The following is a 15,368-nucleotide window of genomic DNA, read 5'->3' on the forward strand; positions in this document are numbered from 1 at the left end:
CCGGCTGGGCCGCCCGTCGCCGACCCCGCCGGCCGGGACCGGGTCACGCGACGACCGGCAGTCAGAGCGGGTACGGGACGTTGACCATCCGGTCGTCGGTCACCTCGACCGCCGGGGCCCAAATCTCGTAGACCCCCCGTTCCTGGCACTGCGCCCCGGTCGTGGCCACGGCGTCCGGATCCGGCCGGGTCAGCCGCAGCCGCAGCCAGCCGGCCTCCTCCCGCAGGACCAGGCAGGGCACGCCCCGCCAGGCGGCGTGCCGCAGCTGGCGGGCCACCGTCTCCACCGGATACCGGGCGGTCCGGGTCATCGCCAGCACCCGGAACCCGCTGGGCAGGTCGGCGACCGCCTCGTACACGGTTCCGGCGTACTCGCCGACGAGCTGCGTCGAGCGGGCCGCCTCCCCGGTCGGCAGCCACTCCTGGTCGGGAGAGAGATCGGGCACCCCCGCCAGCAGGTGCCGCCACTGCGGGCCGACCATCCGCAGCCAGCCCCGCTGCTCGGCCTGGTAGCTGTAGAGGACCACCTCCGCCCCCGACGCCGGGTAGGCAAGCAGGGTGGCGTTCGCCGGCATCGGCAGGTCGGCGAAGTCCCGGGTGACGAACTCCGGGACGAGCTGCGCCTCGCTGGGCACGAACCCGGTGCCCAGCACCGGTGGGCCGAGCCGGTCCCGGGGCGGCAGCGCCGTCAACCCCCGGTGCTCCGCGCCGACCGGCAGCACGTAGTCGGCCGGGTCGGCGGCCCGCCAGCGCAGCGCGTACGCCACCTCCAGCTCGTCCCGGCCGCCCGGCGAGTCGGTGCGCAGCACCGCCAGGGCCGCCGGCGTACGCAGGTGCGCCACGTCGTGCTCGCGGTGGCAGAAGCCGCGCGGCAGCCAGCCCCGGGCGTACCCGGCGAGCTGCCGGGCGGAGAGCACCTTGATCATCCGGGTGCCCCGCCGGATCACCGCGGACGCCCGGATCGCCGCCAGCGTCGGCTCGCCGGCCGAGGCGGGCTGCTGGCTGAGCCGCTGCACCTGCGGCCAGCCCCGCTCGCGGTGCAGCGGCACCAGCAGCGGGGCGTCCGGCTCCTCGGTCGGCTCGGCCGCTCCGCGCACCGCGTCGACCTCGCTGGCGTGCGCGAACCTCCGCCAGGGCAGCGCCACCCCCGGCCGGGGCGCCCACTCGAAGCCGGGCGCCTCCTCGGCGCTGAACAACTCGTACGCCGCGCCCCGGGCGATCTCCTCGGCCGGGTACGCGACCCCGCCGTACGTCACGCGCAGCCCCGTGCGCCCATCGGCGGCTCCACTGGCCTCGGGGGCGACGCTCACTCCGGCGACGCTAGGCGCGCCGCATTCCGGACGGGTGAACGGCCGGTGACAGTCCGGTGAGCGGCACCCGGTCAACGCGCTCCCCGTCCCCCGGCCGCGCACCCGTAAGGAGTCGGGTGAGGCGACGGGGAAGGGCCGGGTGGCGGGGAAGGGCCGGGTGGCGGACCGGGCCGACCCGCGGTGTGTGATGCTGGCGGCGATGACCGAGTCGACCGAACCCCGCCGGCAGCGGGCCGCCCGCCGGGCCGGCGAGTTCCCGCCCGCGCCCGAGCCGCTGCCCGGCCCCGTGCCGGACAGCCACACCCACCTGGACATCACCGTCACCGAGGCCGGCGTGCCGGCCGGCGGGGCGGGCGGCAACGCCACCGCCGACGACCCGATCGCGGCGGCCGTCGCGGTGGCCGCCGAGGCCGGGGTGGACCGGCTCGTCCAGGTCGGCGTCGACGTCGCGTCCTCGGCGTGGAGCGCCGACACGGCCGACCACTACCCGGCGGTGCTGGCCACCGTCGCGCTGCACCCCAACGAGGCACCCCGCCTCGCCGACCTCGACGGGGCGCTGCGCGCCGTCGAGGCGCTCGCCGCCCGCGACCGGGTGCGCGGCATCGGCGAGACCGGGATGGACTTCTTCCGCACCGGCGACGAGGGCCGGGCCGCGCAGGAGGAGAGCTTCCGCGCCCACATCGGCATCGCCAAGCGGTACGGCAAGACCCTCGTCATCCACGACCGGGACGCCCACGCCGACGTGCTGCGGATTCTCGACGACGAGGGCGCCCCGAACACCGTCGTCCTGCACTGCTTCTCCGGCGACGCCGACTTCGCCCGCGAGTGCGTCCGCCGGGGGTACCTGCTCAGCTTTGCCGGCACGGTCACCTTCGCCAGCGCCACCGCGCTGCGCGAGGCCGCCGCGCTCACCCCGCTCGACCAGCTCCTGGTCGAGACCGACGCCCCGTACCTCACCCCCACCCCGCACCGGGGGCGGCCCAACGCGTCGTACCTGATCCCGCTCACCGTCCGTGCGCTGGCCGCGACCACCGGCGCGGATCTCGACGCGCTCTGCGCCGCGCTGTCGGCGAACGCCGAACGCGCCTTCGGCCCGTGGTGACCGCCGGCCTGCTCGGCCCGGCGGAGATCCGGGACCTCGCCGCCCGCCTCGGCGTCCACCCGACGAAGAAGCTCGGCCAGAACTTCGTGCACGACCCGAACACCGTCCGCCGCATCGTCGCCGCCGCCGGGCTGGCCGCGGACGACGTCGCCCTGGAGGTCGGCCCCGGTCTCGGCTCCCTCACCCTGGCCCTGCTCCCGGCCGCCGCCCACACCCACGCCGTCGAGATCGACCCGACGTTGGCCGCCGCGCTGCCGCAGACCGCCGCCCGCCACGCCGGCCCGTACGCCGGCCGGCTCACCGTGCACCGCGCCGACGCGCTGCGGATCGATCCCGCAGAGCTGGCCGCCCCCGCGCCGACCGCCCTGGTGGCGAACCTGCCGTACAACGTGGCCGTTCCGGTGGTGCTGCACCTGCTCGCCGCGCTGCCCAGCCTGCGACACGGCCTGGTGATGGTGCAGAAGGAGGTCGCCGACCGGCTCGTCGCCGGCCCCGGCTCCAAGGTCTACGGCATCCCGTCGGTCAAGCTCGCCTGGCACGCCCACTCCCGCGCCGCCGGCCGGGTCCCACCCAACGTGTTCTGGCCGGTGCCGAACGTCGACTCGGGGCTGGTCGCCTTCACCCGCCGCGAGCCGCCCCGCCCCGAGGTGCCCCGGGAACGGGTCTTCGCGGTCGTCGACGCCGCGTTCGCGCAGCGCCGCAAGACCCTGCGGGCCGCCCTCGCCGGCTGGGCCGGCGGGGCCGACCGGGCCGCCGCTGCCCTCACCGTCGCCGGGGTGGACCCCGGCGCCCGCGGGGAGTCGCTCACCGTCGAGCAGTTCGCCGCCATCGCCGCGTCGGCTCCGACCGGCACGCCGGCAGCGCAGTAGGCTGGCGCGGTGCCCGGACCCCGCAGCGCGTACGACCTGGTTGACGGCTGGTCCGAGCCGGCCGCCGACCCCGCCGAGGAGCTGATCGTGACCGAGCCGTTCGACATCCGCCTGCGCCTGCGGGGCATCGTCCCGTGACCGAGGCCTGGCGACCGGACGACGATGACGACCAGCAGCGGCGCGGGGCCAGCGGCCCGGTCCGGGTGCGGGTCCCCGCCAAGGTCAACCTGCACCTCGGGGTGGGCCCGTTGCGCCGCGACGGCTACCACGAGCTGAACACCGTCTATCACGCCATCTCCATCCACGACGAGCTGACCGCCCGCCGGGGCGACACCCTCACCCTGACCATGGAGGGCGAGGGCACCGGCGAGCTGGCCCTGGACGACACCAACCTGGTGATCCGGGCCGCCCACGCCCTCGCCGGGTACGCGGGCGTCCTGCCGCACGCCCGGCTGCACCTGCGCAAGCAGATCCCGCTCGCCGGTGGCCTGGCCGGCGGCAGCGCCGACGCCGCGGCGGCCCTGGTCGCCTGCGACGCGCTCTGGGGCACCGGGCTGTCCCGGGACGAACTGGCCGGGATCGCCGCCGACCTCGGCTCCGACGTGCCGTTTCTGATCCACGGCGGCACCGCGCTGGGCACCGGCCGGGGCGAGGCGGTCAGCCCCGTGCTGGCCCGCCCCACCTCCTGGCACTGGGTGGTCGCCATCGCCGACGGCGGCCTGTCCACCCCCGCCGCGTACGCCGAACTCGACCGGCTGCGCGACGCCGGGGCCGCCGGGCCGCCGCTGGGCAGCACCGACAAGCTGCTCGCCGCGCTGCGCCAGCGCGACCCCCGGGTGCTCGCCGCCACCCTCGGCAACGACCTTCAGGCCGCCGCACTCGTCATGCGCCCGTCGCTGGCCACCACCCTCAAGGCCGGCGAGGCCGCCGGGGCGCTCGCCGGCATCGTCTCCGGCTCCGGGCCCACCTGTGTCTTCCTCGCCGCCGACGCCGCCGACGCCGAGCGGATCGCCGGCGAACTGGAGCTGGCCGGGGTGTGCCGCGAGGCGCGCACCGCGCACGGCCCGGTGGCCGGCGCCCGGATCGGCTGAGCCACCCGCACCCGCCCCGCCCCCAAGGCGGGTCGGGTGCGCCCGCGTACCCTTGGGGTCAGGCGTCCCCAGGTGCCCGCCGGCACCGGGACGCCTTGATCATGGGAGGTGGGGTAGTGGCCAACATCGTCAACCTGGACCGGGTGTCCAAGGGCTACGGCGCCGCCGGGCCGCTGCTCACCGACGTCTCGCTCGGCCTCGACGACGCCGACCGGATCGGCGTGGTCGGCCTCAACGGGGCGGGCAAGTCGACCCTGCTGCGGCTGCTGACCAAGCAGGAGGACCCCGACGACGGCCGGGTCACCCACCGCCGCGACCTGCGCGTCCTCTGGCTGCCGCAGGCGCTCACCCTCGCCCCCGAGGCCACCGTCAGGAACGTGGTGCTCGGCACCGCCTGGCTCGGCGAGAGCATGGGCGCCGAGCACGAGTGGGCCGGCGACGCCGGCGTCCGGGCCATCCTCGACGGCCTCGGCATGCCCCACCTGGGCCTCGACCAGCCCGTCGGCCCGATGTCCGGCGGCGAGCGCCGCCGCGTGGCGCTGGCCGCGCTGCTGGTCCGCGAGTCCGACCTGCTCATTCTCGACGAGCCCACCAACCACCTCGACGTCGGCGGCGTCGACTGGCTCGCGAAGCACCTCGTCGGCCGCCGGGGCGCCCTCGTCGTGGTCACCCACGACCGGTGGTTCCTCGACGCCGTCTGCACCACCACCTGGGAGGTCGCCGACCAGGCCGTCCGCGCGTACGAGGGCGGCTTCGCCGCGTGGACCCTCGCCCGCGCCGAGCGGGAACGGGTCGCCGCCGCCACCGAGGCCCGCCGGCAGAACCTGCTCCGCAAGGAAATCGCCTGGCTGCGCCGCGGCCCGCCCGCCCGTACCTCCAAGCCGAAGTTCCGCATCGACGCGGCCAACGCGCTCATCGACGACGTACCGCCGCCGCGCGACACCATGTCGCTGCAACGGCTCGCCACCGCCCGGCTCGGCAAGCAGGTGTACGACCTGGAGCACGTCCGGCTGCACGCCGGCCCCAAGGAGATCCTGCACGACACCACCTGGCAGGTCGGCCCCGGCGACCGGATCGCCGTCCTCGGCCGCAACGGCGCCGGCAAGACCACCCTGCTGCGGATGCTCGCCGGCATCATCCGCCCCGACGGCGGCCGGTTCGCCACCGGCTCCACCGTCCGGCCCGCGTTCCTCTCCCAGGAGCTGGCCGAGCTCCCCGGCCACCTGCGCGTCCTCGAAGCCGTCGAGGAGGTCGCCCGCCGGGTCCAGCTCGGCGACCGGGAGGTCTCCGCCGCCCAGCTCGCCGAGGTCTTCGGCTTCGACGACCGCCGGCTCTGGACGCCCGTGGGTGACCTCTCCGGCGGGGAGCGCCGCCGCCTGCAGATGCTCCGGCTGCTCGCCGCCGAGCCCAACGTGCTGCTGTTCGACGAGCCCACCAACGACCTGGACACCGACACCCTCGCCGCCCTGGAGGACCTGCTCGACTCCTGGCCCGGCACGATCATCGTGGCCAGCCACGACCGGTACCTCATCGAACGGGTCACCGACACCGCGTACGGGATGTTCGGCGACGGCAGGCTCGTGCACCTGCCCGGCGGCGTCGACGAGTACCTGGCCCGCGCCGCCGACCGGCAGCCCGCCGCCCCGGTCGCTCCCGCCGGGCCCCCCGCCGACGGCATGCCGGCCGCCGCGGCCGCAGGCGGCATGTCCGCCGCCGAGGCACGGCAGGCGAAGAAGGAACTCTCCCGGCTCGAACGCCAGATCGCCAAGCTGGAGCAGCGGGAGGCCATCCTCCTCGACCAGCTCGCCGCGAACGCCACCGACTACGCCCGGGTCGCCGAGCTGGACGCCCAGCTCAAGGACGTCCGGGCCGAACGGGAACAGGTCGAGGAGAACTGGCTGGCCCTCGCCGAGCAGGTGCCCGGCGGCTGACAGGGCAACCGGGTGGGGGGTGTGCGACGTCACAGCCCGCCGTGCGGGACAATCGCAGGCGACCCCTCACCCGCACGGTCTTGGAGACTCAGACATGGCCCACACCCCCGTCAACCACCCCGCGCGGCCGATCTACCGGGCGATCGGCGGGCTCGTTGGTCTGTACTTCCTGGCCTTCGGAGTGCTCGGCCTCGTCGCAAGCGCCGGCGACGACCTCTTCGCCCAGGATGACACCGCGGTGCTCGGCCAGGGGACGAACCTCGGATTCGCACTGCTCAGCCTCGTGCTCGGCATCACGATCCTGGCCGGCACCGTGATCGGCCGCAACCTCGACGTCGCGATCAACCAGTGGATGGCGTACGCCCTCATGGTCCTTGGCCTGGCCGAGCTGGCCTTCCTCCGGACCGACGCCAACATCTTCAACTTCACCATCACCACCGACGTCGTGGTGCTGACCCTCTCCCTGGTCCTGCTGATGGCCGGCATGTACGGCAAGGTCGGCACGGACGAGGAGAAGGAGGCCTGGCAGAAGGCCCGGCTCGTCCTCTGATCGACCCGCAGCGGGGAGCGGCACCCGCCGACCCCCGCTGCGGCGGTTCGGCCCGCGTTCGGCGGCCGGCGGGGTGACAATCCTTCCGAATGGCAACAATCGGATGGAGGGGTCATGGCGCACTTTCCGGTCAACCACCCGGCCCGGCCGCTCTACCGGTTCCTCGCCGGGCTGATCGGGCTTTACATCCTGCTCTTCGGCGTGTGGGGCGTGGCCGAGACCTGGGGCGAGGGCCTGTTCGACCGGGGCAGCCACTGGGTCCTCGGGCTCCGCACCAACCTCGCGTTCTCGCTCGCCTCGGTGGGCTTCGGGACCGTGCTGCTGATCGGGGCGTCCCGGCGCAGCAACCTCGGCCACTACATGAATCTCACCGCCGGCGCGGTCTTCCTCGTCACCGGCATCCTGATGATGGCCGTCCTGCAGACCTCGGCGAACTTCCTCAACTTCTCGATGTCAACCGTCATCGTGTCGCTGCTGTTCGGGCTGGTGCTGCTCGCCACCGGCCTCTACGACAAGGTCGGCCCGACCGAGCACGCGGAGGCCGAGAGCCGGCACCGCCGCGCCCCCGTCCCCGGCAGCCGCTGACCCCCGGCCTGTGCAGGGGGAGGCGACGCCGGTCAGCGGCCCCGAACCGTGATCAGCGTCGGCTTCGCCTCCAGGTGCGACAACCCGTTCCAGGCCAGGTTGACCAGGTGCGCGGCCACCGTCTCCTTGCGCGGCTTGCGCACCTCCAGCCACCAGCGCCCCGTCAGCGCCACCATGCCCACGAGGGCCTGCGAGTACAGCTCGGCCAGCTTCGGGTCGTACCCCCGGGTCTTGAACTCGGCACCCAGGATGTGCTCGACCTGGTGCGCGACGTCGTTCATCACGCTGCTGAAGTTGCCCGTCGCCGACATAACCGGCGACTCCCGGACCAACACGCGGAACCCGCTGGTCTCCTCTTCGATGTAACCCAGCAGGGCCATCGCCGCCTGCTCCAGCAGCTCCCGGGGGTGGCCGGCGGTAAGTGCCGTGGTGATCCGGTCCAGCAGGGCCCGGACCTCCCGGTCCACCACCACCGCGTAGAGCCCCTCCTTGCCGCCGAAGTGCTCGTAGATCACCGGCTTGGAGACCTTGGCCCGCGCCGCCACCTCCTCGATCGAGGTGGCGTCGAAGCCGCGCTCGGCGAACAGTTGCCGGCCGATCGAGATCAACTGCTCGCGCCGCTGGGCCGCCGACATCCGCACCCGCGACGGCGGCTTGCCCGCCGCCGACGCGGTGCGTCGCCGCTCACGAGCACCGCCCGCACTGACCGGACCATCTGCCATGTCGTCACCTTGCCGGCGCTCGGTGACGCCCTGTCGTGGGATGCTGCCGCCGTCGTTGGTCGCGCCGCCGTCGTCGGTCATCCGGCCATCCTGCCAGGCCGCGGCCGACCCGACCGGCCCGTTACCGCCGCCGGCCCCGCTGCGCCGGCTCCGGGCGGGTCAGCTTGGCCGCGATTCGCTCCGGCTTCGGCCAGCGCACCGCCCACGCCGCCCCGGCCCGTTCGAACAGCCAGATCACCCGGGCCGAGATGTCGACCTGCCCGCGCAGCACCCCGTGCCGGGCGCTCGTCGGTTCGGCGTGATGCAGGTTGTGCCAGCTCTCGCCGAACGACAGGATGGCCAGCGGCCAGAAGTTGGCCGCCCGGTCACCCTGGCGCATCGCGAACGGGCGCTCGCCGTAGACGTGGCAGACCGAGTTGATCGACCAGGTCACGTGGTGCAGCAGCGAGATCCGCACCAGCCCGCCCCAGAACAGCGCGGTCAGCGCGCCCCGCCACGACCAGCTGAGCAGCCCACCCATCAGCGCCGGGCCGAGCATCGTCACCACTACCAGCGCCGGGAAGAGTTGGTCCACCCGGCGGGTCGTCCGGTCGGCGAGCAGGTCCGGAGCGAATCGCTCCCGGTTGGACAGTTCCCGGCCGAACAGCCAGCCGACGTGCGCGTGGAACAGCCCCTTCGCCAGCCCCCGGACGCTCTCGCCGAACCGCCACGGCGAGTGCGGGTCGCCGTCGAGGTCGGAGAAGGCGTGGTGGCGCCGGTGGTCGGCGACCCACTGGATGATCTCGCCCTGCACCGCGAAGGAACCCGCGACCGCCAGCACCACCCGCAGCCATGGCCGTGCCTTGAAGGAGCCGTGGGTGAAGTAGCGGTGATACCCGACGGTGATGCCCAGCCCGGAGACGACGTACCAGAACCCGGCCACGGCCACATCGGTCCAGCCCAGCCAGCCGCCCCAGGCGACCGGGATCGCGGCGACCAGGGCCAGGAACGGGATGACCACGAACGCCCACAGGGCGACCAGGATGCCGCGCGACTGGGGACCCTGGGTGAGCGGTTTCGGGCCGGCGGGGTGGGACCCGGTCAGTACGGACGGCATGGCACCTCGCAGTGGGACGCGGTGATCACGAAGTTACGCCTACGTCACCGTAACTTAGGGGGCCGTGGAAAGCACGAAACAGTTTCCGGCATGAATGCGTGCGGTGTCGTACGGCCCGGCCCACCTCCCTCAAGCGACACCGGTGCGCGACGGTCCGCCACAACGCCGGCGATGGCTACCGAGAACGCCGGCGGTGGCCACCGGGGCTGCCTGACCGTCGAGGTGCCCAGATCGCGACGGCTCTACTGGAAGATCACAGGGATCATGGCCAGAATGGGCGCTGGCGCGGAAGCTGCGGGGCGCTAAGGTGTAGTGGTCCGGCCCACCGATTTGTTTGTCCGTTTTAGACCGTCCCGGGTCGTCTAATGGCAGGACGTCAGGTTTTGGTCCTGATTATAGGGGTTCGAATCCTCTCCCGGGAGCTTTCGCTGTGTCGCCGTGCTTGCGTGGTTAGCATGGCCGCGAGACTGTCGCCGTCCCGACTGGAGCCACGTCGTGTCCCAGCCCCACCTCCGCACCGTCATCGTGCTCGCCGCTGGTGAGGGCAAGCGGATGAAGTCGGCGCTGCCCAAGGTGCTGCATCCTTTGCTCGGCCGGACCCTGCTCGGCCACGTGCTCGCCGCCACCGGGCCGCTGCGCGCCGACCGGACGGTCGTCGTGGTCGGCCACGGCGCGGACCAGGTCCGGGCGCACCTGGCCGAGGTCGCCCCGGAGGCCACCCCGGTGCTTCAGGCCGAGCAGCGCGGCACCGGCCACGCGGTCCGGATCGCGCTCGACGCCGTCGCCGACGTCGTGGGAACCGTGGTGGTGATCAACGGGGACGTGCCGCTGCTGCGCCCCGAGACCGTCGCCGCGCTGGTCGACGCGCACGAGGGTGCCGGGGCCGCCGCGACCGTGCTCGCCGCCGAGGTGCCCGACCCGACCGGGCTCGGCCGGATCGTCCGGGACGAGACGGGCCGGCTTCGGCAGATCGTCGAGGAGCGCGACGCCACCGCCGAACAGCGGGCGCTGCGGGAGATCAACGCCGGCAGCTACGCGTTCGACGCGGTGCGGCTGCGGGACGCGCTGGGCAAGCTCTCCACCGACAACGACCAGGGCGAGGAGTACCTGACCGACGTCTTCGCCCTGCTGGTCTCCGCCGGTGAGCCGGTCGGGGTGCACGTGGCCACCGACCATGCCGAGACGCTCGGCTGCAACGACCGGGTCGAGCTGGCGGCGCTGCGCCGGCTGCTGCGCGACCGGATCAACGAGGGCTGGATGCGTGCCGGGGTCAGCATCCTTGACCCGGCGACGACCTGGATCGACGTGACGGTGGCGGTGGACCGGGATGCGGTGATCGACCAGAACACGCAGCTGCGTGGCGGGACCGTGGTCGGCGCGGAGGCGGTGGTGGGCCCGGACGTGACGCTGATCGACACGGTGGTCGGCCCGGGGGCGACCGTGTTGCGCAGCCACGCCGTCGACGCCGAGGTGGGCGCGGGGGCCAGCGTCGGGCCGTACGCGTACCTGCGGCCGGCGGCGAGGCTGGCCGAAAAGGCCAAGGTTGGCACGTTCGTCGAGGTGAAGAACTCCGAGATCGGCGCGGGCGCGAAGGTGCCGCACCTGTCGTACGTGGGTGACGCGACGATCGGGGCGAACGCCAACATCGGCGCGGCGACGATCTTCGTGAACTACGACGGGGTGCACAAGCACCGCACGACGGTCGGGGAAGCGGCCTTCATCGGCTGCGACACCAGCCTGATCGCCCCGGTGGAGGTGGGGCCGGGCGCGTACGTCGCGGCGGGCAGCGCGATCAGCCAGAACGTGCCGGCGGGGGCGCTCGGGGTGACCCGCGCGCCGCAGCGCAGCATCGAGGGGTGGGTCGCCCGGAGGCGGGCCGGCACGGCGTCCGCGGAGGCGGCGGAGCGGGCCCGGCGCGCGGCGGAGGATGCGCCAGGAGTGTAGTGGGCCGCAAGGGAAGGTGAGGCAATCCACGGGGGCACCGAGGCGGTTCGTGGACCGTCCAGTGGGGGAGATACTGCAACCAAACAGTCCCCGGCCCACACCGCAGCCGGGCACCACCGAGCAACGGGAGCAGACGGGCCCATGGGCAGCATCGTCGCCGAAAACCGCAAAAGCCTGATGCTCTTCTCCGGACGTGGTTTCCCGGAGCTGGCCAGGGAGATCGGTGAGGTCCTCGGCATCGCGCCGACGCCCGCCGACGCGTACGAGTTCGCCAACGGTGAGATCTTCGTGCGCTTCAAGGATTCGGTACGCGGTTCGGACGCCTTCGTGGTGCAGTCCGTGACGCACGGGGTCAACACGTGGATCATGGAAACGCTGATCATGATCGACGCCCTGAAGCGTGGGTCGGCCAAGCGGATCACCGTGGTTCTGCCGTTCTACCCGTACTCGCGGCAGGACAAGAAGCACCGCGGCCGGGAGCCGATTTCGGCGCGGCTGGTGGCGGACCTGCTGAAGACGGCGGGCGCGAACCGGATCCTCACGGTGGACCTGCACACCGCGCAGATCCAGGGCTTCTTCGACGGCCCGGTCGACCACCTGTTCGCGATGGACGTGCTGGCCGAGTACGTGGAGCGTAAGTTCGCCGGGCGGCCGATGACGGTGGTGGCGCCGGACTCGGGTCGGGTGCGGGTGGCGGAGCGGTGGACGGATCGGCTGGGTGGCTGCCCGCTGGCGTTCATCCACAAGACGCGGGACCCGTTGAAGCCGAACCAGGTGGTGGCGAACCGGGTGGTCGGCGAGGTGGAGGGCCGGGTCTGCCTGATCGTGGACGACATGATCGACACCGGCGGGACCATCACCAAGGCCGCCGACATCCTGCGGGAGTCGGGTGCGGCGGAGATCGTGGTGGCGTCGACCCACGCGCTGCTGTCGGACCCGGCGACCGAGCGGCTGAAGAACAGCCCGATCACCGAGGTGGTGGTGACGAACACGCTACCGCTGCCGCCGGAGAAGCAGCTCGACAAGATCAAGGTGCTGTCGATCGCGCCGCTGCTGGCCCGGGCGATCCGGGAGGTCTTCGACGACGGCTCGGTGACGACCCTCTTCGGCGGCCTGAGCTGACCTGAGCCCGCTGCGCCGGCCGTCGTCCCACGGCCGGCGCGCGGCTGCCAAACACGCGTCCCGCCAGGGGTTCGCGGCTGCCAAACACGCGTCCCAGCCGGGGTTCGCGGCTGCCGGCGCGCGCCGCGGCGGGGACGGGCGGGGGTCGCCCCGCGTACCGCTGGGTGTTTTCGCTCCTGGTAGCGGGTGAGGCGGGGACTGCCGTCAGGCGCGTAATCATCTCGGGTAGACTGTTGCGGTTGCCATGGCGAGGGTGCCCGGCGGGCTGAGAAGCGCCGCACGGAGGCACCGTGATCGACGCGGTGCTCCGGGCAGTCGTTCATGACGCACGAGCCCCAGCGAGCCCCTCGCCCAGCACCGCAAGACGACAAGCCGCCGCAGCGAAAAGCATTCAGGAGTTTCCCCGTGTCCGAGGTAAAGATCAGCGCCGAGCCCCGTACCGAGTTCGGCAAGGGTGGTGCCCGTCGTACCCGCCGGGCCGGCATGGTGCCCGCCGTGCTGTACGGCCACGGCGAGAAGCCGAAGCACATCGCGCTGCCCGCGCGTGAGTTCGCCGCCGCGATCCGTAAGGGTGGCGCCAACCAGCTGTTCGCGATCGAGGTCAGTGACGGCACCCAGGTGCTGGCGCTGCCGAAGGCGATCCAGCGTGACCCGATCAAGGACAGCTTCGAGCACGTCGACCTGCTGCTGGTCCGCCGTGGCGAGAAGGTCACCGTCGAGGTTCCGGTCCAGCTGACCGGTGAGGCCGCGAAGGACACCCTGATCGTGCACGACCACGACACCCTCTCGGTGACCGCCGACGCCACCAAGGTGCCGGACCACCTGGAGGCGTCGATCGAGGGCCTGGAGGCCGGCACGCACATCACCGCCGCCGACGTGGAGCTGCCGTCGGGCGTCGAGCTGGCCGCCGACCCGGAGCTGCCGGTCGCCGCCGTGACCGCCGCCCCGACCGCCGAGCAGCTGGAGGCCACGCTGCCCGAGATCGAGGTGGCCGCCGAGGAGGCCGAGGCCGAGGTCGGCGAGGAGACCGCCGAGGGCGCCGGGGCCCCGGCAGCCGAGGGCGAGGAGGCCCCGGCCGAGGCGAAGACCGAGGCCTGATCGGTCCGTGTTCTGTGCGACAGGCGCTCCCGGATCGGGGGCGCCTGTCGTCGTGTCGGGACGACGTCGCAGCCGGCCGCCGGGTGCGGCAGGGGGAGCGGGAGGGACGTGGCGTGACGGACGAGGCGGGGCCGTGGCTGGTGGTCGGCCTGGGCAATCCCGGCCGGGAGTACGCGGGTAACCGGCACAACGTCGGTTTCATGGTGGCCGACCTGCTGGCCGCCCGGGTGGGCGGGAAGTTCGGCCGGCACCGGCGGGCGGTGGCCGAGGTCGCCGAGGGGCGGCTCGGGTTCGGCGGGCCGAAGCTGGTGCTGACGAAGCCGCTGACGTACATGAACCTCTCCGGGGGGCCGGTGGCCGGGCTGGCGCAGTTCCACAAGGTGCCGCCGGGGCGGGTGATCGCGATCCACGACGAGCTGGACATCGGCTACGGCCAGTTGCGGGTCAAGTGCGGCGGCGGCGAGGGCGGGCACAACGGGCTGCGCTCGATGTCGAAGTCGTTGGGGACGAAGGAGTACGTGCGGGTGCGGTTCGGCATCGGCCGGCCGCCGGGTCGGCAGGACCCGGCAGACTACGTGCTGTCGGACTTCTCCGCCGCCGAGCGCAAGGAGTTGGAGTTCCTGGTGGATCGGGCCGCGGACGTCGTCGAGTCGGTGGTTGCCCGGGGCGTGGAGCCGACCCAGAACCAGTACCACGGGGCCTGAGCCGGGCGGGGCGGCGCGGCTGGCGGTCGTACGGCCGGTAGTCTGCGCCTTTCTGCCGGACCACGCCGGTGAGTCGGGTCGTGGCGAAGCGGGTTGCCGGCGCACTGCGGCCGGTGAGGCGAGTCGCGGCGGGACGGGTCGCGGCGAGGCGACGGGAGCGAGTTGTGGGCAGTCCTCCTATGATCGACGGCGCGTTCGCCCGGTGGTTGGCGGCCCAGGCCGGGCAGGCGCTGCTGGGCCTGCGCGCCGAGCTGGGGTTCGGCGACCCCGGGGCGCTGAAGTCGGCCGGGGACAAGGTTTCGCACGACCTGATCCGCACCGAGCTGGCGAAGTGGCGTCCGGGGGACGGGGTCCTCTCGGAGGAGGACGAGGGCTCGCGGCTGGCCTGGGCGGCGGAGGTGAACGCCGGGGCGGTGCCCCGGCTGACCGCCGATCGGGTGTGGATCATCGACCCGCTGGACGGGACCCGGGAGTTCGCCGAGGAGGGTCGCTCGGACTGGGCGGTGCACGTGGCGCTCTGGGCGCGCAGCGCCTCGGCCCCGCACGGCCTGGTGGCGGGGGCGGTGGGGTTGCCGGCGCAGCACCGGGTGTTGGGCACGGACCATCCGCCGGCGTACCCGCCGATGACCTTGGAGGCGGCGACCTCGGGCGGCGGGCGGACCATCCGTTTGGCGGCCAGTCGCAGCCGTCCGCCGGTTTTCCTGACTGATCTGGCGGAGGACGTCGGCGCTCATCTGGTTCCGATGGGCTCGGCGGGGGCGAAGATCGCCGCCGTGGTGACCGGCGAGGTCGACGCGTACATCCACGCGGGCGGCCAGTACGAGTGGGACTCGGCCGCTCCGGTGGCTGTGGCGACGGCCACCGGCCTGCATGCTTCCCGGATCGACGGTTCTGCGCTGAAATACAACGAGGCCGACCCACGCCTGCCCGACCTGCTGGTCTGCCGCAAGGATCTCGCCAGCCGGTTGCTTGCAGCGCTGCAGAGGCATTCCGGGTAGCCTGAGCAATCTTCTTCACGTGTCCGACCGGAAAGGCCTGGAATCCATGAGCGGAGCCGAGCGAATCGAGGCCGTGTTATGACCGCACCCGCCGCCTACCAGGTCTCCCACCTCGACGCCCTCGAGGCGGAGAGCATCTTCGTGATGCGTGAGGTGGTTGCGGAGATGGAGCGGCCGGTGCTGCTCTTCTCCGGTGGTAAGGACTCGATCGTGATGTTGCGGTTGGCGCAGAAGGCGTTCGCGCCGG

At 73.2% G+C, this 15,368-nt stretch carries 14 protein-coding genes, 1 tRNA gene and 2 pseudogenes; 14 read left to right on the plus strand and 3 right to left on the minus strand.

The genetic code is table 11. From position 1 onward, the window contains the following. Positions 1-61 precede the first annotated feature (61 nt). Positions 62-1,309 carry a hypothetical protein gene (locus E1258_RS20285; RefSeq protein WP_132403666.1) on the minus strand — a complete coding sequence of 416 codons (1,248 nt, stop codon included), beginning with the start codon at positions 1,307-1,309 and terminating at the stop codon, positions 62-64. Positions 1,310-1,496: 187 nt separating this feature from the next. Between E1258_RS20285 and E1258_RS20290 the strand changes: the two genes are divergently transcribed. The 7 genes from E1258_RS20290 to E1258_RS20320 all read left to right on the plus strand — a co-directional run bounded on the left by E1258_RS20290 (position 1,497) and on the right by E1258_RS20320 (position 7,437). Further along, positions 1,497-2,411: a TatD family hydrolase gene (locus E1258_RS20290; protein WP_132403696.1), complete on the plus strand. Its 915-nt coding sequence runs from the start codon at positions 1,497-1,499 to the stop codon at positions 2,409-2,411. Beyond that, positions 2,408-3,280 (plus strand): 16S rRNA (adenine(1518)-N(6)/adenine(1519)-N(6))-dimethyltransferase RsmA, encoded by an 873-nt coding sequence (gene rsmA, locus E1258_RS20295; protein WP_132403693.1) that lies wholly within the window; start codon positions 2,408-2,410, stop codon positions 3,278-3,280. The genes E1258_RS20290 and rsmA overlap by 4 nt, the downstream gene beginning before the upstream one ends. A 9-nt stretch (positions 3,281-3,289) precedes the next feature. Beyond that, on the plus strand, positions 3,290-3,418 hold the full coding sequence (locus E1258_RS35465; RefSeq protein ID WP_256371021.1) for a hypothetical protein: 129 nt from the start codon (positions 3,290-3,292) through the stop codon (positions 3,416-3,418). Continuing rightward, positions 3,415-4,371, plus strand: a complete 957-nt coding sequence (locus E1258_RS20305) for a 4-(cytidine 5'-diphospho)-2-C-methyl-D-erythritol kinase (RefSeq protein ID WP_132403669.1) — start codon at positions 3,415-3,417, stop codon at positions 4,369-4,371. The genes E1258_RS35465 and E1258_RS20305 overlap by 4 nt, the downstream gene beginning before the upstream one ends. A gap of 116 nt (positions 4,372-4,487) precedes the next feature. Continuing rightward, the gene (locus tag E1258_RS20310) at positions 4,488-6,302 is read left to right on the plus strand and encodes an ABC-F family ATP-binding cassette domain-containing protein (RefSeq protein WP_132403672.1); all 1,815 of its coding nucleotides are present in this window, start codon (positions 4,488-4,490) and stop codon (positions 6,300-6,302) included. A 94-nt stretch (positions 6,303-6,396) separates the two neighbouring features. Then, entirely contained in the window at positions 6,397-6,852 is a 456-nt protein-coding gene (locus tag E1258_RS20315; protein ID WP_132403675.1) for a DUF4383 domain-containing protein, read from the plus strand. A gap of 114 nt (positions 6,853-6,966) precedes the next feature. Then, positions 6,967-7,437 carry a DUF4383 domain-containing protein gene (locus E1258_RS20320; RefSeq protein WP_132403678.1) on the plus strand — a complete coding sequence of 157 codons (471 nt, stop codon included), beginning with the start codon at positions 6,967-6,969 and terminating at the stop codon, positions 7,435-7,437. A 32-nt stretch (positions 7,438-7,469) separates the two neighbouring features. On the opposite strand, the gene E1258_RS20325 is transcribed toward E1258_RS20320, so the two are convergent. Both E1258_RS20325 and E1258_RS20330 read right to left on the minus strand, forming a co-directional pair. Continuing rightward, positions 7,470-8,159, minus strand: coding sequence for a TetR/AcrR family transcriptional regulator (locus E1258_RS20325; RefSeq protein ID WP_132403699.1), 690 nt, complete (start codon positions 8,157-8,159; stop codon positions 7,470-7,472). A 121-nt stretch (positions 8,160-8,280) separates the two neighbouring features. Beyond that, on the minus strand, positions 8,281-9,255 hold the full coding sequence (locus E1258_RS20330) for an acyl-CoA desaturase (protein ID WP_132403681.1): 975 nt from the start codon (positions 9,253-9,255) through the stop codon (positions 8,281-8,283). 351 nt (positions 9,256-9,606) lie between these two features. Between E1258_RS20330 and E1258_RS20335 the strand changes: the two genes are divergently transcribed. From E1258_RS20335 to E1258_RS20365, 7 genes and pseudogenes are all read left to right on the plus strand, one after another. Next, positions 9,607-9,677, plus strand: a tRNA-Gln gene (locus E1258_RS20335). Positions 9,678-9,750: 73 nt separating this feature from the next. After that, a pseudogene (gene glmU, locus E1258_RS20340) lies at positions 9,751-11,280 on the plus strand (bifunctional UDP-N-acetylglucosamine diphosphorylase/glucosamine-1-phosphate N-acetyltransferase GlmU); the annotation flags it as partial. Positions 11,281-11,340: 60 nt separating this feature from the next. After that, positions 11,341-12,321, plus strand: a complete 981-nt coding sequence (locus tag E1258_RS20345) for a ribose-phosphate diphosphokinase (RefSeq protein ID WP_007074491.1) — start codon at positions 11,341-11,343, stop codon at positions 12,319-12,321. Positions 12,322-12,726: 405 nt separating this feature from the next. Next, on the plus strand, positions 12,727-13,419 hold the full coding sequence (locus tag E1258_RS20350; protein ID WP_132403687.1) for a 50S ribosomal protein L25/general stress protein Ctc: 693 nt from the start codon (positions 12,727-12,729) through the stop codon (positions 13,417-13,419). A gap of 113 nt (positions 13,420-13,532) precedes the next feature. Further along, on the plus strand, positions 13,533-14,123 hold the full coding sequence (pth, locus tag E1258_RS20355) for an aminoacyl-tRNA hydrolase (RefSeq protein ID WP_132403690.1): 591 nt from the start codon (positions 13,533-13,535) through the stop codon (positions 14,121-14,123). 179 nt (positions 14,124-14,302) lie between these two features. Further along, positions 14,303-15,121, plus strand: coding sequence for an inositol monophosphatase family protein (locus tag E1258_RS20360; protein WP_132403702.1), 819 nt, complete (start codon positions 14,303-14,305; stop codon positions 15,119-15,121). A 78-nt stretch (positions 15,122-15,199) separates the two neighbouring features. Further along, positions 15,200-15,368 (plus strand): annotated as a pseudogene (locus tag E1258_RS20365) (sulfate adenylyltransferase small subunit); the annotation flags it as partial.

The organism is Micromonospora sp. KC207, from assembly GCF_004348615.1.
Taxonomy (GTDB): domain Bacteria; phylum Actinomycetota; class Actinomycetes; order Mycobacteriales; family Micromonosporaceae; genus Micromonospora.